16 protein-coding genes are annotated in these 15,976 nt (G+C 63.9%); 1 reads left to right on the top strand and 15 read right to left on the bottom strand.

Annotated features, from left to right (window positions below; genetic code table 11):
* Window positions 1-83 precede the first annotated feature (83 nt).
* From BQ8482_RS05070 to BQ8482_RS05060, 3 genes are all read right to left on the bottom strand, one after another.
* Window positions 84-503: a helix-turn-helix domain-containing protein gene (locus tag BQ8482_RS05070; RefSeq protein ID WP_123146516.1), complete on the bottom strand. Its 420-nt coding sequence runs from the start codon at window positions 501-503 to the stop codon at window positions 84-86.
* 137 nt (window positions 504-640) lie between these two features.
* A complete protein-coding gene (lnt, locus tag BQ8482_RS05065) occupies window positions 641-2,233 on the bottom strand; it encodes an apolipoprotein N-acyltransferase (RefSeq protein ID WP_123146515.1) in 1,593 nt (530 codons plus the stop codon).
* 331 nt (window positions 2,234-2,564) lie between these two features.
* A complete protein-coding gene (locus tag BQ8482_RS05060) occupies window positions 2,565-3,263 on the bottom strand; it encodes a winged helix-turn-helix transcriptional regulator (RefSeq protein ID WP_123147392.1) in 699 nt (232 codons plus the stop codon).
* Window positions 3,264-3,386: 123 nt separating this feature from the next.
* On the opposite strand from BQ8482_RS05060, the gene BQ8482_RS05055 reads away from it, so the two are divergent.
* Window positions 3,387-4,856 carry an FAD-binding oxidoreductase gene (locus BQ8482_RS05055; RefSeq protein ID WP_123146514.1) on the top strand — a complete coding sequence of 490 codons (1,470 nt, stop codon included), beginning with the start codon at window positions 3,387-3,389 and terminating at the stop codon, window positions 4,854-4,856.
* A 278-nt stretch (window positions 4,857-5,134) separates the two neighbouring features.
* Here BQ8482_RS05055 and BQ8482_RS05050 read toward each other — a convergent pair whose 3' ends face one another.
* The 12 genes from BQ8482_RS05050 to BQ8482_RS05000 form a co-directional block, all read right to left on the bottom strand.
* A complete protein-coding gene (locus tag BQ8482_RS05050) occupies window positions 5,135-5,446 on the bottom strand; it encodes a VOC family protein (protein ID WP_425294070.1) in 312 nt (103 codons plus the stop codon).
* Window positions 5,331-5,630 carry a VOC family protein gene (locus BQ8482_RS40490; RefSeq protein WP_425294088.1) on the bottom strand — a complete coding sequence of 100 codons (300 nt, stop codon included), beginning with the start codon at window positions 5,628-5,630 and terminating at the stop codon, window positions 5,331-5,333. Before BQ8482_RS40490 ends, BQ8482_RS05050 begins: the two co-directional genes overlap by 116 nt.
* The gene (locus BQ8482_RS05045; protein ID WP_123146513.1) at window positions 5,627-6,700 is read right to left on the bottom strand and encodes a hemolysin family protein; all 1,074 of its coding nucleotides are present in this window, start codon (window positions 6,698-6,700) and stop codon (window positions 5,627-5,629) included. The genes BQ8482_RS40490 and BQ8482_RS05045 overlap by 4 nt, the downstream gene beginning before the upstream one ends.
* A 27-nt stretch (window positions 6,701-6,727) precedes the next feature.
* Window positions 6,728-7,234, bottom strand: a complete 507-nt coding sequence (ybeY, locus tag BQ8482_RS05040) for an rRNA maturation RNase YbeY (RefSeq protein ID WP_123146512.1) — start codon at window positions 7,232-7,234, stop codon at window positions 6,728-6,730.
* A 12-nt stretch (window positions 7,235-7,246) separates the two neighbouring features.
* Window positions 7,247-8,239 carry a PhoH family protein gene (locus BQ8482_RS05035; RefSeq protein WP_287305617.1) on the bottom strand — a complete coding sequence of 331 codons (993 nt, stop codon included), beginning with the start codon at window positions 8,237-8,239 and terminating at the stop codon, window positions 7,247-7,249.
* An 83-nt stretch (window positions 8,240-8,322) separates the two neighbouring features.
* On the bottom strand, window positions 8,323-9,744 hold the full coding sequence (miaB, locus tag BQ8482_RS05030; RefSeq protein ID WP_123146511.1) for a tRNA (N6-isopentenyl adenosine(37)-C2)-methylthiotransferase MiaB: 1,422 nt from the start codon (window positions 9,742-9,744) through the stop codon (window positions 8,323-8,325).
* Between the two features lie 122 nt (window positions 9,745-9,866).
* Window positions 9,867-10,667, bottom strand: a complete 801-nt coding sequence (gene olsA, locus BQ8482_RS05025; RefSeq protein WP_123147391.1) for a lyso-ornithine lipid O-acyltransferase — start codon at window positions 10,665-10,667, stop codon at window positions 9,867-9,869.
* Window positions 10,668-10,811: 144 nt separating this feature from the next.
* A complete protein-coding gene (gene rimI / locus BQ8482_RS05020) occupies window positions 10,812-11,306 on the bottom strand; it encodes a ribosomal protein S18-alanine N-acetyltransferase (protein ID WP_123146510.1) in 495 nt (164 codons plus the stop codon).
* A complete protein-coding gene (gene tsaB / locus BQ8482_RS05015) occupies window positions 11,306-11,995 on the bottom strand; it encodes a tRNA (adenosine(37)-N6)-threonylcarbamoyltransferase complex dimerization subunit type 1 TsaB (protein WP_123146509.1) in 690 nt (229 codons plus the stop codon). Before tsaB ends, rimI begins: the two co-directional genes overlap by 1 nt.
* Before the next feature lie 182 nt (window positions 11,996-12,177).
* Complete coding sequence (locus tag BQ8482_RS05010; protein ID WP_123146508.1) at window positions 12,178-13,284, bottom strand: DUF1513 domain-containing protein; 1,107 nt, start codon at window positions 13,282-13,284, stop codon at window positions 12,178-12,180.
* 2 nt (window positions 13,285-13,286) lie between these two features.
* Window positions 13,287-14,366: an imelysin family protein gene (locus BQ8482_RS05005; RefSeq protein ID WP_123146507.1), complete on the bottom strand. Its 1,080-nt coding sequence runs from the start codon at window positions 14,364-14,366 to the stop codon at window positions 13,287-13,289.
* Window positions 14,366-15,973 carry a di-heme oxidoreductase family protein gene (locus BQ8482_RS05000; protein WP_123146506.1) on the bottom strand — a complete coding sequence of 536 codons (1,608 nt, stop codon included), beginning with the start codon at window positions 15,971-15,973 and terminating at the stop codon, window positions 14,366-14,368. Before BQ8482_RS05000 ends, BQ8482_RS05005 begins: the two co-directional genes overlap by 1 nt.
* Between the last annotated feature and the right edge of the window lie 3 nt (window positions 15,974-15,976).

Here is a 15,976-nt window from a genome sequence, read left to right as displayed (position 1 = left end):
AGATCGCGAGAATTTGCCTGCCCCGCTATGACGGCCTCGCCATTTCCGGCTTTTCAAGGGCCCGCCAACTCAATCGGCCCAAATCAATCGACTTCGTCGGTGGAAAGGGCCTTCACAAGCTCGATGATCTTGCGGCGTATCTTCACGTCGGCGATCTTGACGAAGGCCCGGTTGAGTTGAAGACCTTCAGGAGTGCCGCAGAATTCGACGGCAAAAGCCATTGATGCATCCTCGGCAAATCCGCGGTTGCCCACGGTCTCCTGGCCCGGCGCGTCCTCGAAAAAGAAAGCGACGGGAACGCCGAGTATCGAGGCGATTGCCTGCAACCGGCTGGCGCCAACGCGATTGGTCCCCTTTTCGTATTTCTGTATCTGCTGAAACGTTATGCCGAGATTCTCGCCCAGCTTCTCCTGACTCATTCCCAACATATTGCGACGAAGCCTGATGCGACTTCCGACATGGATGTCGATAGGATTCGGCTTCTTCTTGTTTTCTTCTGCCATTTTTTCCTCGCCGAATTTTTCCGGCTTTTTGTGTTTTTCTGCCCAAACGAAGCCGGCGGCCAGTGCCCCAACACAACGACGTACCGACTTCGAGAAATTTCAGGCCGTTACAGTATGAGTTTCTAATGTGTCGACTGTCAATTCGCCCGTAGCTTTTGCCTTACATTCAATGTGAAAGCGGCCAGGGCAAACAGCAACAAGATCAGCAGTCCGTTAATGCGTCTTTGGCTGGAAGAAACGATGGCTTGATTGGAAATCGGAACATGGACATCGACGGCTCCGCGTGCGTCGATCGCCAGTGCATCGAGGATGCGCCCGCGCGGATCGACGACAGCGGAGATGCCGTTATTGGCTGCACGCAACAAGGGCACCCCGTTCTCCACAGCACGAACCTGCGCCTGCCTGAAATGCTGGTATGGACCCGGCGTGTCACCGAACCACGCGTCGTTCGTGACATTCACAATAAGCTCAGCTGACGTAGCGTCAATCGCCACCAGATCGGGAAAGATGACTTCATAGCAAATGAACGGAAGCATGCGAATGCCACCGGACAGCGTGATCGGATGCCGCTCATTGCCGGCCGCGTAGGTCGTCGGCCCGGCGACGAGCTGTTTGAGCCCTAAGCGGCCAAGCAGGTCGGCAAAAGGCAGATATTCGCCAAAGGGCACCAGATGAACCTTGTCGACAGCATCTGCGATTTCACCTTTGTCGTCGATCGCCACCACCGAATTGTAGTACCGCCTGTCGGCATCTGCCGCCGAGCCGCCCTCCTCCCGGACGACGCCGGCGATCAGCATCTGGCCGTCGCCAAGCATCTCTCCCAGCGCGGTCAGCGCATCGGGACGTTCGGCGAAAAAAAACGGCACGGAGGTTTCCGGCCACAGAATCAATTGCGGCTTGTCATGGCCGGCCTCCGGCGCCTTGGCCGAAAGCCCCATCAGCGTGGCGAAGATCCGGTCGGGCACCGAAGCGTCCCACTTCTCGCTGAGGTCGACAGCCGGCTGCACGATGCGGACGTCGATTGCGCGGGTTGCGGGCTCGACCTTGGCAGCAAGCCTGACATAGCCGAAGCCGACATGGGCCGCGACTAGAACGGCAAGCAGTGCAGCTCCCAGGCGGACATGCCGGCCCGCCGCAAGCAGGGCCGGCAGTGCAAAGACGAAGACCGCCAGCGCGTTCATGCCGACTATGCCGGTCACCGACACGCTCTGCATAAGCAAGGGCACCGGCATCGCCGCGTAGCCGACGGCATTCCAGGGGAACCCGGTGAAAAGAAAATCGCGCAGCCATTCCGCCAGGCCGAAGCCGAAGGCAAGAGCGGCGATGCGGCCGATGTCGTTGCTCCACAGCAGCCGGGCAACCGCTGTTGCGAAACCGTAGAAAAAGGCGAGCGCCAGCGGAATTCCGACCACTGCGAAGGGAAGCGCCCAGGCGAAACTGTCGGCCTCGACCAGAAGTGCCGAGCCGATCCACCACAGGCCGGCGAGAAAATAGCCGAAGCCGAACCACGAGCCGATGGCGAAAGCCGGCCGCAAACGCCGGAACCAACCATCGGAAGCTTCGCCGGTCGCACCATCGAGAAGCCAGACCAGCAGCGGAAACGAAACGAAACCGACGGCGAAGAAATCGTAAGGCGCCTGGGCAAGAACCGCCAGCGCCCCGGCAAGAAACGCCACAAGGGCGCGACGCCAACCCCACAGCAGAATTATCCGGCCGGCCAGGCGCTTCATCAATGCTTCCGAGTCGTTCGAATCACGGCAGAAGATTTATCAGGCTGCGGTCCACGTTCCAAACGGCCACGCTTCAGCCTGCGTGCCGGATTGAATTTCGGCTCGCGACCCGTTGCTGTCATTCGCAATCGTCGAGCCAATGGCAAAACACTGGATGTCTTCCGGACCTTGGTAATACGCCCGCTCTCGGCATCAGTGCTTCGAATTATGTGAATATCAGACGATCGGCAATCCGGCGGCTTTCCATTCCGGATAGCATGTGAGGTATGGGAGTTTGTTCACGTCACACGCCGGCGGTGCGGTGCCGCATCGGGAGGCCGCATCCGGAATGTCAACCTGCATGACTCGTGACGGTGCGGGAGACCGGCATGATGTGAGCGAACATGCTGCGGGCGTTCCAGGTCGGGAAGGCTCTTGCGAGCGACAGGTCGCCGTCTAGCTGGATTCGGTCCTCGCGGGTGGCTTGGGACCAACTGAGCTGGCCGGCGTGCCATTTGACGAAAGCTTCGGCTTCCGCCGTGATGTAGAGGTCCTCGTCGAAGCCAGGGTAAGTCTTGCAGATCTCTGTGTCTCCGAGCTCGATGAGTAGCCAATAGCGCTCCCGGTGTGGGCGGCCGGTGAAGTCGAAGCGGATGACGACGCGTCGATCCGGGAGCCGGTCCCGGCGGAGCGCCTTGCACATCGACCACAGGGCCACAAAGGGGTCTAGGTGCTGGGGGGCGATCTCGAGCCAATGCGCGCCCCACTCGCCGAGCGACTGGCAGACGGTGAAGAGGTCGTGGCCCGCCGACGTGAGCTCGTAGTGGCGCCCGCGCCCGTCTGGCTTGGGATTCGACTCGACGACACCGACCCATTCGAGCTGCTTGAGCCGCTCTGAGAGCAGGGTACGGGAGAGTCCGGGCGCGCCCTCCAGGATCTCGCTGAAGCTTCCGCAGCCAAGGTACAGGTTGCGGATGATCAGCGGCGTCCAGCGCTCGGCGAAAATCTCGGCGCCACGGGCGATGGGGCAGTACTGGCCGTATGTCCTCATGACGGACGTCCTCACAACAGCAGTGTTGCGCATCCGCCTCCGATTGTGGAGTCCAGATTGTTGACTATACGGCAGCGGCCCGCCGTGGTCCGATGTGGCCTCTCTCGACGTGAGGAGGACACGATGACGACACCTATGACGACAACAACGTACGCAGAAGCCCACCACGGGAGCATGCAGCCAACCGTCGTGGAAATCGACGGGTTCCGAGGCCGGCTGATCAATGCCAGCCACGCCGACTACGATGTCGCCCGTGCAATCTGGAACGGCGCCATTGACCGGCGCCCGCATCTGATCGCCCGATGCATCGGGACCGCCGACGTGGTCGCGGCCGTGCGCTTCGCTCGCGACCACGATCTAGAGATCGCCATACGGGGCGGAGGCCACGGCGTGGCGGGCACTGCCGTTTGCGACGACGGGATCGTCATCGACCTCTCGGCGATGCGGGGCGTGCGGGTCGATCCCGCCGGCCGCAGGGCGTGGGTGCAGGGTGGCGCGCTGTGGGGCGACGTCGACCGCGAGACGCAGGCGCACGGCCTGGCCACCACCGGCGGAATCGTGAGCCATACCGGAGTCGCCGGGCTCACCCTCGGCGGTGGCATCGGCTGGCTGATGCGCAAGCATGGCCTCGCGGTCGACAACCTCCTCGCCGCCGACGTCGTGACGGCCGACGGCGAGCGGCTGCGGGCGTCCGAGGACGAGCACCCCGACCTGTTCTGGGCGTTGCGCGGCGGCGGCGGCAACTTCGGCGTGGTCACCTCGTTCGAGTTCCGCCTCCACCCCGTCGGGCCCACGGTTCTGGCCGGGCCTATCCTCTGGGACGCGAGCGACGCCGGGGAGGTCCTCCGTTTCTACCGCGACTTCATCCGCGACGCTCCCGACGAGCTCGGCACGGTCGTAAAATTCTGCACCGTGCCGCCTCTATCGGTCATTCCCGAGGAACTGCACTGGCGCCCGGTGGTGATGGTGGGCGCGTGCTACGCCGGGCCGATCGAGGACGGTGAGAAGGCGCTCCGCCCGCTCCGCACATTTCGGACTCCCCTCCTCGATCTGGCCGGGCCCAAGCCGTACGTGGTATTCCAGAGCGCGCTCGACTCGACCGTCCTCCACGGTTGGAACTACTACTGGAAGGCCACCCACCTCCCCGCGCTCCGCGACGACCTCATCGACGTGATCGCCGGGCACGCATTCTCCTGCTCGTCGCCACGGTCGTATGTGGCAATGTTCCATCTGAAGGGGGCGGTGAGCCGAGTGGCCGAGGGCGCGACGGCGTTCGGGAACCGGCAAGCGTCGCACGCGATCATCGTCCACGCTGCGTGGCGGCCCGGCGAGGACTTCGGCGACCGAGAGACGGCCTGGACGAGGGGGTTCCTCGCCGCTCTTGGCCGCTTCCGCGAAGGCGTCTACGTCAATTTCCTCGGCGGCGACGAAGACCCGGGCCGGGTCCGAGAGGCGTACGGCGACTCCGTCTTTGACCGGCTGGCTGACGTGAAGTCCTCGTACGACCCCGACAACGTCTTCCACCATAACCAGAACATCCGCCCGGGGCTGAGTGCCGGTGTGAGCGGTTCCGACGGCGCGGGCGATACTTGATAAATTTGGGGTGGTGTTGGATGGGTGCGACGCTGCCGGAGGCGCCTGGGCGAGTGCATAACCGGGCGCTAAGGCTGCGCGGCCGTGAATGACCGGTATCGGCGCATCTTCCCAATTGAGCACAGGCGTGGGAACTTCCGCTCACCAACCGTAGCGGAAATTTGCGGAATCGAAGATTATGCGCTGATGCACGACTACAATGTTGAATATCGAAGGCTGCGCGAAGCGGGTTTCTCCGGCTGGTCGGGAGCCACCATTGATTGTTGGGTAACGAGACGCTATTGGTGCCAGCCTTCGATGTGTAGATCGCCCAGCCGCTCAGCCTCCTCGCGTGGAACGGAGCGTACGGTCTGGGAAAAGGTCCAGACGTGACCTTCAGGATCGCGCGCCCTGTACTGCCGTTCACCGTAGAACTGGTCAGCAGGCTCCTGGACGATCTCGGCTCCCGCCGCCCTTGCACGATCGCAGTGGGCATCAATGCCGTCCTTGAGGCGCACATAGACCGACTGACTGCGTGTTCTTGCCGGCGACCGACGCGGGGCTGGCGACATGGTCGGCCCATTCGGCATCGACGATGATATAGCCGTCACCGAACCGCATCTCGGAGTGGACGAGCCTGCCATCAGCGTCGCCGACCACCATGCTTGGCTCGAATCCGAAAGCCTTTTCAAGCCAGATCAATGCGGCGCGCGGATTCTTGTAGAATATGCCAGAGCCCAAGGTTGAGTGCTTGAACGGATCGTCGACCGTCATCGGGCGAGCGGCGTCTTTCAAGCCTGCTCGGCGCGCACCGCGCGCCGGCGGCGCTCGCCCTTTTGGGTCTCCACGATGCGCACGCGCTTGACGCGGCGTGGATCGGCGTCGAGCACAAGGAATTCGAAACCAGGTATGGCCTGCACCACTTCGCCGCGGGCCGGAACACGGCCAAGCGTGTTGAAGATCATGCCGCCGATCGTGTCGACATATTCGCCATGCTCGCCGGCGGCGAAATCCTCGCCGATCATCTTGGTGACTTCGTCGATCTCGGCCTTGCCGTCGACGACGAACACGCCCTCGCCGGTCTGGGTGATCATCGGCTCGTCCTCGTCATGCTCGTCCTCGATGTCGCCGACCACCATCTCGACGATATCCTCGAGCGAGGCCAGACCATCAGTGCCGCCATATTCATCGATGACCAGCGCCATCTGGGTGCGCATCGCCTGCATCCGCCCCATGAGATCGGAGGCGAGCATCGACGGCGGCACGAAAAGCACCGGGCGGATCAGGTTCAGGTCGCCGATGGTGCGCGCGAGATCGACCTTGGCAAGATCGAGAAGCGTGGTGGCGGCGGCTTTCCTGGTCGTCCTGCCCTTCCTGACGCGGGCGATCTTGGTGATGTGAGCGAGGACGTCGCGGATGTGGACCATGCCGCGCGGGTCGTCGAGCGTTTCCGAATAGACCGGCATGCGGGAATGGCCGGACTGCTCGAACAGTCCCAGAAGATCGCCCAGGTTCGTCGTGATCTCGACCGCCTCGATATCGGCGCGCGGCACCATGACGTCCTCGACGCGCACCTCGCGCAGGCGCAGGATGTTGTTGAGCATGGCCCGCTCGCCGGGCGAGAAGGATCCGGGATCGCTCGCCGTTTCGGCAAGCGCGTCGGCGATCTCCTCGCGCAGGCTGGTGCCGTTGCGCTGCCTGAACAGGCCGAGCACGCGATCGAACAGGGAAGGACCGGCAGGCGATGGCTCGCTGTCGAAGCTGCCGGTCGGGATACTCGGACTAGAGCCCTCTTCCGTCTGTTCGGATGGCTTGGTCGCACTGCCGGCGTCTGGGCGGGCGGCAGTCTCTGGTTTGTCGTTCATCGTCGTCCGGTCATTTGATCTTTTTAGTTACGCGTAGGGATCGGGAATGGCAAGCCTCGCAAGTGCTGCGCGTTCGACGGCTTCCATTTCCTCGGCCTCGGCGTCGGTCTCGTGATCGTAGCCCAGCAAATGCAGCAGGCCGTGGATGACGAGATGGATGATATGGTTCTCGACAGGCTTGTCTTCCAGTGCGGCTTCCCGCGCGACCGTCTCGGCGGCCAGCACGATGTCGCCCAGCATGGGGGGCAGCGGACCGCCCTTCGCGAGCGGAAAAGCCGGGAAAGACAAGACGTTGGTCGGTTTGTCCTTGCCGCGCCAACCGGCATTGAGGCTGCGGATATGGGCATCGTCAGAAAAGACGATGCTGAGCTCGGAATAGCCGGCCGCGCCGGTTTCGGCAAACGCAGCGGCGACGGCGCGATCGACCAGCCGCGTCAGCGCGACCTCATCCGGCCAGTCGCCCGCTTCGACCGCTATGTCGATGTCGACGGGAACCGGAAGGTCCCCGCCTACAGACTTTTTGTCCTCAGCCATAAGGCCGCATCATCAGCCTTCGGCGCCGAGGCCCCGGGCCAGCTTGCCGTCGCGGTCGTAGGCCTTGACGATCTCGGCGACCAACGGATGCCTGACGACGTCGCCTTCGTTGAAGCGCACCGTCACCATGCCGGTTACGCCGTCGAGGATCCTGAGCGCCTCGACCAGACCGGATTTGGTGTTTTGCGGCAGGTCGATCTGGGTCGGATCGCCGGTGACGATCATGCGTGAATTCTCGCCGAGACGGGTCAGGAACATCTTCATCTGCATCGGCGTGGTGTTCTGCGCCTCGTCGAGGATGACGGCGGAGTGCGCCAGCGTGCGGCCGCGCATGAAGGCCAGCGGCGCGATCTCGATCACCTCGGCGGCTATCGCCCGCTCGACCTTGTCGGCCGGCATCATCTCGTAAAGCGCGTCGTAGAGCGGACGCAGATAGGGATCGACCTTCTCCTTCATGTCGCCGGGCAGGAAGCCGAGCCGCTCGCCGGCCTCGACGGCCGGCCGCGACAGCACGATGCGCTCGACCATGCCGCGTTCGAGCAGCATCGCCGCATGCGCCACGGCGAGGAAGGTTTTTCCAGTGCCGGCCGGGCCGATGCCGAAGACGAGTTCGGACCGCTCCAGCGCGCGCATATAGGCGTCCTGGTTGAGCGAACGGGCATAGATCGTCTTCTTGCGCGTCGATATCTGGGCGGCGGACACCTTGCCCTTGCGCTCCAGCGTCGGCAGCGTCAGCTGGTCGTCGGCGGCGATCGCCATGCGCACGGCGCCGTCGACGTCCGATTGGCCGATGTCAGCGCCTTTCTGGAGAATGCCGTAGAGATTATCCAGGGCGCGGCGCGCCTGCTCGGCGGCCGAGGCGGAGCCCTTGATGGTCAGCTGGTTGCCTCGCGAGCGGATATCGACGCCAAGCTTCTGCTCAAGCCTGGCCAGATTTTCGTCGAACTGGCCATAAAGGGCGCTGGCAAGCTTGTTGTTGTCGAAAGTCAGAACGATGTGCGCCATATCCGAAGCCCCCGATGGTAGGTTCTGGGGCAGGTTCTTCACTTCCGCAGCGCTCAACCGTCTCTCCTCATCTGCCGAGACCTTCAGGCCAATTCGGCGAACAGGCTGTTGTAACCCGTCTTCGTGATTCGTACCTGGATAATCTCACCGATTTCGCCGGACATTTCATCAACAATAACCGGCTGCAGCCACGGCGAGCGGCCGACCTTCTGGCCGGCCTGGCGACCCGGCTTCTCGATCAGCGTGTCGATGGTGCTGCCGACCAGGCTCGCGCCGAAATCCTGCTGCTGCTTCAGCAGCAGCGCCTGCAGCCGCTGCAGGCGCTCGTCCTTGACGGCTTCCGGCACATGATCGGCCATTTCTGCGCCCGGCGTGCCGGGGCGCGGTGAATATTTGAACGAGAAGGCCGAGGCATAGTTCACCTGGCGGACAAGGTCCATCGTCGCCTCGAAATCCGCATCCGTCTCGCCGGGAAAGCCGACAATGAAGTCGCCCGAAAGCGCGATATCGCTCCGTGCGGCGCGGATCCGGTCGAGCAGCGTCAGATAGTCCTTTGCCGTATGCCTGCGGTTCATCGCCTTGAGTGTGCGGTCGGAGCCGGATTGCACAGGCAAATGCAGATAGGGCATCAGCGCCGGCAAATCACGGTGGGCGGCGATCAATTCGTCGTCCATGTCGCGCGGGTGGCTGGTGGTATAGCGCAACCGCGCCAGCCCGGGAATCTCGGCCAGCCGGAACAGCAGGCGGCCAAGACCCCATTCCTCGGTCTTGCCCCCTTTGGCTTCGCCCTCGCCATGCCAGGCATTGACGTTCTGGCCAAGCAGCGTCACCTCGCGCACGCCGGCTTGCGCCAGCCGCTCGGCCTCGGCGACGATCTGCGCCACCGGCCGCGACACTTCCGAGCCTCTGGTATAGGGCACGACGCAGAAGGTGCAGAACTTGTCGCAGCCCTCCTGCACGGTCAAAAACGCCGTAACGCCGCGCCTGATGATCTCGGCGCGCTTCGGCTGCGGCAGATGCTCGAATTTGTCCTCGATGGCATAGTCGGTCTCGACGATCTTTTCGCCGCCGCGCACCCGTGCCAGCACGTCGGGCAGCCGGTGATAAGTCTGGGGGCCGATGACCAGATCGACGGCGGGCGAGCGGCGGATGATCTCGGAGCCCTCGGCCTGCGCCACGCAGCCGGCGACACCGACCAGCATCTCGCGGCCGGCCCGAGCCCGTTCGGCCTTCATCTCACGAATGCGGCCGAGTTCGGAATAGACCTTTTCGGCGGCTTTCTCGCGGATATGGCAGGTGTTGAGCAGCACCAGATCGGCCTCGGCGATGGCGTCCGTCGCCACATAGCCGTCGGCGGCCAGCGCGTCGGTCATGCGCTGCGAATCGTAGACGTTCATCTGGCAGCCATAGGTCTTGACGAAGACCTTCCTGCTTGCGGCAGACGGCGCGACCGCACTTTCGGCGGCAGTATCGATGTCGTCCCGTTCTATCGTATTCAATTCCATCCGGCGGCTTCTAACGCCTTTCCCCGACAAAAAACAGACGATTCTACTCTATAGCACCGCGCGTCCTCTTGGACGCGCAAAGGATGCTGGTGCACTTGAATTTGCGCTGGAGCTTTTCCGGCCTACCGGCTCGGGTGTGGATCGGCGAGCGCCGCCTGCACCATATCGCGCACCTGGCTCTCCATCAGCCTTGCCGTTTCCTTGCGGTTGGAACCCTTGGAAAAGGCAACCGGCTCGCCGAAATGCACTTCGACATCGAGCCCGCCCTCTGCCATCAGGACCTTGAGATGCGGCATCAAATCCTCGTCACCGACCCAGGCGGCAATCGGCCGGTGCCTGCGGCCGAGCGGCACGCCGTGCAGGCGCGTATAGACGATCGCCACCGGCTGGATGAAGACCCTTTCGGCCGCCCCTTCCGAAATCGCCATCGAGGCGGCCCCGAACAGCGTGCTCTTGAACGGCAAGATCATGTTGCCGTCGCCGGTCGAACCTTCGGCAAACAGCACCATGGCGTCGCCCTTGGCCATGCGGTTGGCGATCTCGCTCGCCTGGTCGCCCGACGAACGCTTGCGCTCGCGCTCGATGAAAACCGTGCGCTGCAGCTTCGACAACATGCCGATCAGTGGCCAGCCGGCCATGTCGGCCCTGGCGATGAACGTCACGTCGGCCATCGACCCCAGCACCATGATGTCGGTCCAGGAGACGTGGTTCGACGCAACCAATAGCGGGCGCTGATTGGACAGGGTCCCCTTGACATGAATGCGCATGCCCAGCGCCCGGATGATGAGCCGGTGCCAGATCTTCAGGATGAACGTCTCGCGCCAGAGCCCGGTCTTCATCGACAGTATCTGCAACGGCACGAGGATCAACGAGCCTACGACAACGAGGCCCAGCGCCAGGAAAATCCTGATTTTTCCGATCATCCGCTCTTGGCCCTGCCCCATCGATGGCTAGAGCGACGTGCGCCCAATTGTACGCACAAAGTGCGCTCTAGCATTTTGAATCTGCGCATCCGAATCTACGCATTGTGCTTTCCGAAAATCGGTTCCGATTTGCGGGCCGATGCGCTACCGAAGATCGCGGCGCATGACAAGCGCCCCGGTCGGGCCGTGCTCGGGCGATCTGTAATAGTTGGCACGTTTGCCGACCTCGCGGAATCCGAGCCGCCGGTAGAGCGCGATCGCGGCGACGTTGGTCTCGTCGACCTCGAGGAAAAGCGCCTCGGCGCGTTGTGCGTGCAGTTCGCGCAGAACGGCATCCATCAATTGCCAGCCGAGCCCCTGGCGGCGATGGGAGCGCGCCACCGCGACAGTCAGGATCTCGCCTTCGCCGGCCGCCAGGCGCGCCAGCACGAAACCGACCGGCGGCTTGGCACCCTGTCCGGTCTCGCGCGCGGCATAGCCGAACACCGTGTCCTGCTCGAGCAGTGCGGCGAATTCGTCGTCGGTCCACGGCCGGACGAAATCCTCGCGATGCAGCACCGACATGGCCGCGCTGTCGGCAATCGTCAGCGGCTCGAGCGCAAAGTCCCTGCGGCGCGGCTGGAGGAAAGGAATGCGCATCAGTTTTTCTTCCCGGCTTTCTTCCTGGACAGGATAAACCCCGCCTGCGGCTTGGCGTCCGCCCCGCGCAAATAAAGCGGTTTCGGCTTTTCGCCTTCACCCTTGGTAGCGGCCAGCCGGGCATAGATTGCGATATCCGCAGTGGCACTCGTCGGGCCGATGTCGAAGGCGCGCCCGACCGAAGCGGCAATTTGCGATGTCGCCGTGCCGGCCATAACCGGAGACCTATCCACCGCCATGGCGGCGGCTTGCGAAAGCGTGGTCACCGCGGGACCGTAAATCAAAACGGATGCTTCGTCGTAAAGTGCTGCATGGATTTCCTCGCGGCCGGCGTCGAGCGCGACCAGCACGGCGCGGCCGGGAAATGTCTCTTTCGCCTGCGCAGCCAGCGCTTCCAGCGTCGTCACCCCGATTGCCGGAATTTTCAGCGCCAGCGCCAGGCCCCGCGCCGCCGAGACACCGACGCGAAGGCCGGTGAAGGAGCCCGGACCGGTGGAGACAGCGATGGCGCCGAGGCCGGCATAGTCGGTCTCGGCCGCCTTCAACGCCTCCTCGATCACGGCCATCAAATGCTCGGCATGGCCCTTGCCGAGATCGAACACCGAACGGCCGAGCTCCTTCCGGACGGCCGCGTCGTAGACGCAGGCGGCGCAGAGATTGGCGGCGCAGTCGATGGCAAGCAACTTCATGAGGCGGCCGGTTGGAGCACCCGATTGGGCACAGGGGTTCGAAAAACAATTTCCCTGTGCCTGCCATGGCTCGTCCCCGCAAGGGGATAATGCATAATTCGTTTGGCGGCTTCGCTTCGATCTCGCCCGAAGGCGGTACCTTCCAGCGAGCGTAGCCGTTTGGGAACCGGTGCCGGACGCACTTATCCGGCCTGCTCGATGCGCAGCATGTGATTGTCCCAGACGTAGTCCGGTTCGGACCTTATTGCGCCGCCCGCTTCGACGATTTCGCCGGTGCCTGTCGTCGCCATGAAGCTCGCCCCGTCGGGCGCCACGCCGCAGACCTCGGCCAGCGCGCTGGTGGCGACGATCCGGCCGCTGGCCGCATCGATGACGGCAAGCGAGTTGCCTTCCGGCGAGGACACGGCGACGGTACCGGCAGCAGGGTTGGCAGCGACCGAGCCTATATAGTTCCTGAAGCCGGACAGCACGTCGCCCGGCATGTCGAGCAGTTGCAGATCCTTGCCGCGGGCGGCGCGGCCGACCAGCAGCGGACGATCGCTGCCCGGCCCCCTGTACTGGCCGCCGAACCAGACCGTGCCGGATTTGTCCGTGTCCAAGTGCCGGATCGAAAGCTGGTGCAGCGCCGGCGGCAATTCGTGCTTTTCGACGAGGTCACCGGTGAGGCGGTCGACCAGAACATAGGATGGCTTCATCGTCGCAATGTTGAGCTCGGCGCGGCCATAATCGGGATGCGTCTCGATGCCGCCATTGGCGACGGCAATCGTCCTGCCGTCGCCCAGCAGCAGAAGCTCGTGCGGGCCCATGCCATAGGTCGGGAACTCACCAACCCGCTTGAATCTCGCACGCGCGTCGTAGACACCGACCACGCCGGCGGCATTGTCGAAATCGTTCTCGGTGGCGTAGAGCAGCGCACCGTCGGTCGAAAACACGCCATGGCCGAAGAAATGCCGTCCACTTACGCTGGCAATGGTCAGCGGCTCGTCGCGGCCCGTGTGGTCGAAGACCACCGCGAAGGTGCCGGGCTGCCTGGCAAAGACCACGGAGCGTTTCGACACCGGATCGAAGGTGACGTCATGACCGCGGGCGGGCAGGTCGATAGCGTGCAGGACCTTGCCGGCTTCGGACAGGATGGCCGCGCCATAGCTGCCGTCGCGCTTGACGAACGCGGTGGCGAAGACGGCGTCGGCGGCAAGCGTCTTTGCCAATGCCGAAGGCACCATCGCAGCAACAAAGCCAACGCCTGCGGCCCTGAGGAAATCACGACGATCGATCAGCGCCGTGCGCATAACTAGTCGCCGTCCAGCGACGAGAAGCCAGCGGTCAGGCCGAATTCGGCGGTCAGCCTGGTGCCGATCAGGGTCGTCAGGCTGGATGTCACCAGCGAAAAGTGGTCGAGCTTCTGGCGCAGCGACGGATCGGCGAGCGCCTTGTCGATCGGACCTCTGATGGCCGTGGCGTCGGCGGCCCCGTTGACGAGCTGGATGTGGATCGATTCCGCCATCCAGCGCGCGTCGGGCGACAGCGCATCGCCAAGCCGCGAGGCCTGGAACAGCGCGTCCATGCCCGCAAGATTACCGGTCAGCGAACGCGCGGTGTTTTGCGAGCGCCAGTAGATCGCCTGTTTCGGCTTGTCGGCCTCCGGGCTACTGCCCAGAAAGCCTTTCAGGCGCACGTCACGGACCATCTCCAGTTCGCTGATGAAGACGCCGACCAGTTCGGTCACCGCTTCCGTGCCGTCGCGGTAGAGCGAATTTTGCGGGCCCGGATTGGCCCAAAGTGCTGCAAAACCGTCGGGCCTGTTCCAGGCGTCGCTGACCTCGGCAGCAATCGTTTTGATGTTGCCGGCGACGGCCGCGCCGTAAGCGCAACGATACGGATCGTCCTTGCCGGCGAGCCGCTCGGCGCCATCGCCGTAAAGCACGAATTCCAGCGCGCCGAGCCCTTGCATGGCGGCGCTCTTTGTCGCCAGCTGGACCGGATCGGCGGCGGTCCGGTCCTTACTGGCCAGCGCCGCCTGCACCTGCCTCAGGCCGATGCTCTTGCGGTCCGGCCAGAACAGCATGCGCTCCAGCCGGTTGTTCTGCGTGACAGGCCCGATGCGGATGATCTCGACGATCGACCAGGCATCCACGGTGCCGGAGAACTCGGCGCGCGCTGCATCGAGATGGTCCTGCGAGGGCGCGTCGCAAAGCGTGCGCATTGCCTTGGTCAGGCTGCCCGCATGATCATGCAGGCGCGCATAGGCCGGGCGGACAAAGCCGTCGATGGCCCGCTGGATCACGTCGGAAGCCTTGACCGCTGCGGACGCCGGCAATGCGCCGGCGAGGACCAGCGGGAGAACCAGGACAAGCGCCAGACGCTTCGACATCAGAACGACTCCAGGAATTTGACCAGTGCGTGGCGATCGGCCGCATCGGCGGCGGCAAATCGGTCGCGCGACTTTTGCCCCTCGCCGCCATGCCACAGGATCGCCTCGGTCAGGGTGCGCGCGCGCCCGTCATGCAGGAAGAAGCTGTTGCCGTTGACGGTCTGGGTAAGACCGATGCCCCACAGCGGCGGCGTGCGCCACTCGCTGCCGGTAGCCTCGCCCACCGCTTGCCCGTCGGCGAGGCCGGGCCCCATATCGTGCAGCAGAAAATCGGAATAGGGCCAGATCAACTGGAAAGCCTGCGCCTTGTTGGGCGTGCCGCGCCGGGTGACGAATTTCGGCGTATGACAGGAAATGCAGCCCATGTCGTAGAACAGTTTTTTGCCGGCCAGCACGTCGGGCTTGTCGAGGTCGCGTCGCGCCGGCACGGCGAGATTTTGCGAATAGAAGGTGACGAGGTCCATCACCGGCGACGGCGCCTCGACCGGGCCGAGGCGCTCCTGTACGCCGTTCGGCATGGCAAGACATGCCTTTTCGGCCGCGGTGCAATCGCCCCAGTGGTTTGGCACTTCCGGCGTCGAAATGCCGATGTCGCCAGCGAATGCGTCCGCCGCTTGCTGGCGGATCGATGGCGTCTGCGCCTTCCAGCCGAAGCGGCCGAGCGTCAGTTCGCCGCTTTGGCCGTCGTGCACGATGTTGGGCCTGCCGGAGATGCCGTCACTATTCCGATCGTCCGGATCGGCATGGGTGAGAATGTCCGCCGGCGCGATCTGCTCGACCAGGCCGAGGCCGATCATCGGCGGCGTCATGCGCGGCGAAAGCGTGGTGTGCGGATCGAGCGGCCCGTTGGCAAGATCATCGACCGAATAGCTCGGCTTGCGCAGCGAAACCACCGTGCCGTCCGGCAGCGTGACTTTCTGCTCCTGATAGTCGACACGCATCCGGCCTTCGCCCCGAAGGCCTGGAACGGCCAGGTCCTGCAATTGCGAGCCATAGACCGGATCGGGGAAGTTGAGCACCTTGCGGGCGGCCAGCGCTGCCTTCTCCTCCTCGGTGCTCGCTTGCCGCGCCAGCCTCAGGAACATCGAGGTGGTACCGCTGTCGGCTTCCGGCGGATGACCGCGACCGTCCTTCAGATGGCAATTCTGGCACGCCCGCTCGTTGAATAGCGGCCCAAGCCCGTCCGATGCCTGCGTCGACGAGGGCGACGACACCCAGTTCTTGCGAAAGAGGGCATTGCCGAGCTTGAAGGTACCTTCTTCCTCGAAAGTGATATTGGTCGAGGATTGCGAGAAGGCGTCTTTGTTGACACCTTTCCGCGACGTGCCGGCGCCGCCCTGCATCGGCTCGAACTGCTCGGGCTTGGAAAAATCCTTGGTCGGCATGGTTATTGCGATGACGCGCGCCAGATCCTTCGGCGTCAGATCGGTGCGGCTGGTGGCGAGGCCCGCCGGTTCGGGCGCGCCGGCCAGCGCCGAGGCCGTATGTGCGACCACTACGGCAAGCGAAAGCCAGCGACGCCAGCTGTATCGCGGGTTTTGCTGGAACGGCAGGCCGTAATCCTCGGCCCGCCGCAAGCGGCGCAAGAAATCTAAGGGGCGCCGCATTCC

Source organism: Mesorhizobium delmotii (genome assembly GCF_900149755.1).
In the GTDB taxonomy this organism is placed as follows: domain Bacteria; phylum Pseudomonadota; class Alphaproteobacteria; order Rhizobiales; family Rhizobiaceae; genus Mesorhizobium; species Mesorhizobium delmotii.
This window is presented reverse-complemented; position numbering and strand designations above follow the sequence as displayed.